The sequence below is a fragment of the Flavobacterium sp. genome (assembly GCF_035760125.1).
Classification (GTDB): Bacteria; Bacteroidota; Bacteroidia; order Flavobacteriales; family Flavobacteriaceae; genus Flavobacterium.
Genome location: NZ_DASTTN010000241.1, coordinates 1 through 2673, shown reverse-complemented (window position 1 = coordinate 2673; position 2673 = coordinate 1). Strand labels below are relative to the sequence as shown.

Below are 2673 nucleotides of genomic sequence, written 5' to 3'. Positions count from 1 at the left end.
GCTTTGTTGGCTCCTTTGTCAAAACCGATAGGAGCCAGATTTAATTGTGTTGTTCTTTGGTCTTTATATCCAAAACTATCCAGTAATGTATTGAAAGGGTCTATTAAAAACAAGGAGGTATATCCTAAGACTTTTGAGTTTAATACTTTTTTATCGTGCTTTAAAATACTTTTTTTGGCATAGAAAAAGCCTTCACCTACCACAGAACCTAATACTGGTGTAATAATCAAATCTTGTTTGGATGGAATCTCTGCAAATGCTTCTATACCATATTCCCAAAAAAAGGTAGACATAAAAGCCGAGTATAAAAAAGATTCAAAAATATTAAAACCACTACTTCTGGCAGTCATATAATAAACTCCTCCAGAATAAGGATGTGTAATCCAGTTTAAAACCCAATCATCATTATCCCAAACTGGTCCTGCTTTTACATTTTGTTTCCACTTATAGGTAATTCCATTTTCTTTCATTGCTTCTTTATCCCAATTGGTTACACTTTCGGGCATGGAATAAAGGACACCAAAGGCAATTATAGCAGCTCCAAAATACATACCAGTATCATAACCTAATCTTCTGTAGTCTCTTTTGGCAGGAGGATATACTATTCCGTTTTGTTGTACTAATGTACTATCGGCCAATGAAAGTGTACTATAGTTGTAAGGAATTACATTTTCTGGACTTTCTTTTTGAGGAGTAGAATAGACAATTGTATTTTGTGGAAGGGATGATGGTAATTGATTCTGATAGTCTATCGACTGTTCTGCTTGTTGGGCAAAAACGGTATTTTCAGAAAGTAAAATTATAAAGGCGAATAAAACGGTTTTAAATAGATTCATTTTAAGATTTAAATGCTGTTAAAAAGATGCCCAAATATGTATTTGGATTAAAATTATAATTTTTTTTTGCTTTCATAACAGTTGAATTACAATCCCTTTGTAACTGAATTTGTTCTGTTTTCAAGCGGGGCAAATATAATTAATTAATAGGAACTAGGCGGGTATTTTTACATCTTAATCTTAAATTAATAATGAAGGTTTTTCAAGGATTGTGTGATTTATTCTCTATGTATAAATGTATTATTAAGTTAAACAATGATGAATTAGCAATATAGTAGGGAAACATTAATAAAGTTTAATTATGATTCTTATTGTAGATGAGTTTGTTGTTATCTCTAAAATATCTTGTTTTTAAATTTATTGGATTAATTAAAACGAATTTATGAGAATAGATTTGCAATCAAGCGAAAAGTGAAGCTTTTGAACAGAAATTTATCTTTATTATTGATAAGATTAGTTAATAATTGTACTTTTCACACCTAATTGAGTTAGTTAATATTTAAACTTTTTTTCTTTGAAGAATTTTGTACTACATCTTGTACTATTATTAGTTTTTTCTTTAAACGGTTTTTCGCAAGAATACTCCGTTAAATTTCTAGATATATCAGATGGTTTGTCTAATAATTCAGTCACGACAATTTATCAGGATAGTGATGGCTTTATGTGGTTTGGTACTTACGACGGTTTAAACCGCTATGACGGTTATAACTTTAAGGTGTACCGCAATAAGATTAATGATAAAAACTCATTGGCATTCAATACAATTTATCATATTGAAGGAGATTATAAAAAAAACATATGGGTTGGCGGTGCAAACGGTGCCTGCGTTTTTGATAAAAGAGAAGCAGTTTTTCATCCTCTTAATTTTGTTTCAAAAAATAATACCACTCAAATTTTAAAAGATGTAGTTCATCAGATTCGGTCAGTTTCTAAAGAGCAGGTATTGGTCGCTTCACAAAATTTCGGTTTGCTTATTTATGAGAACGGATCTTATACGGGAAAGTCTGTAGGTCTTGAACAATCTAATAAACTGCGGTTCAATTATAATGCTGCGGTTCTTGAAAATGATTCAAAAAACAGCCGCTGCTGGGTGTATGTAAGAAATGTGGGTATTTGCCAGTACAATTTCAATTCGAAAAAACTGAAGGTAGTGTATCCTTTAACAATGGAAGTAAAATGCATGAAACTTTCTGCGGATGCAGCTCTTTGGCTGGGAACAGATGAAGGTCTTTATTCTTTTAATACACAGACTAATTTTTTATCGTCTAATTATCTGCCGGTTAACTGTACGGTTTCGGATATTCGTATCGATAAGAAAAAAGAAATGTGGGTAACTACCGATGGACGGGGTATTTATAAAGTGATTGACCAAAGAAAAAAAGCGGTTCCATACCGTTTGGCCAAAGGCATACAGCTTGTAAAAAGTAATTCGATATGGAGTCTGCATGAAGACGTTTCGGGGAATATGTGGATTGGAACTTTGCGCGGCGGTATAAGCATGATAGCCAATAGCCCGAAATATTTTAAAAACATTCGATATAATGTAAAAGACATTGACCCTGCGGAAAATTTTATATTGTCTTTTTGCGAAGATGAAAAAAAGAATCTTTGGATAGGAACAGATGGAGCAGGTTTGAAATATTGGAACAAAAAAAACAATACCTATACCATCTACAGTACTGCGGCAGCTTCGGGGCATAAAATCAGCAGTAATTTTATCACAGGAATAATTAGGGATAATAATAATGATATTTGGGTGTCAACTTGGGCTGGAGGAGTAAACCGAATTAATTCTGCGACCAATACGATTACCCAGTTTTCATGTTATAATTCATTT

General features: G+C 32.5%; 2 protein-coding genes. One reads left to right on the top strand and one right to left on the bottom strand.

The window, feature by feature from the left end; genetic code table 11:
- On the bottom strand, positions 1-836 hold an 836-nt coding region (locus VFS71_RS08740; protein WP_326400649.1), incomplete at its 3' end, for a DUF3943 domain-containing protein.
- A 514-nt stretch (positions 837-1350) separates the two neighbouring features.
- On the opposite strand from VFS71_RS08740, the gene VFS71_RS08735 reads away from it, so the two are divergent.
- Positions 1351-2673: ligand-binding sensor domain-containing protein (locus tag VFS71_RS08735; protein ID WP_326400647.1), on the top strand; the 1323-nt coding region annotated here is incomplete at its 3' end.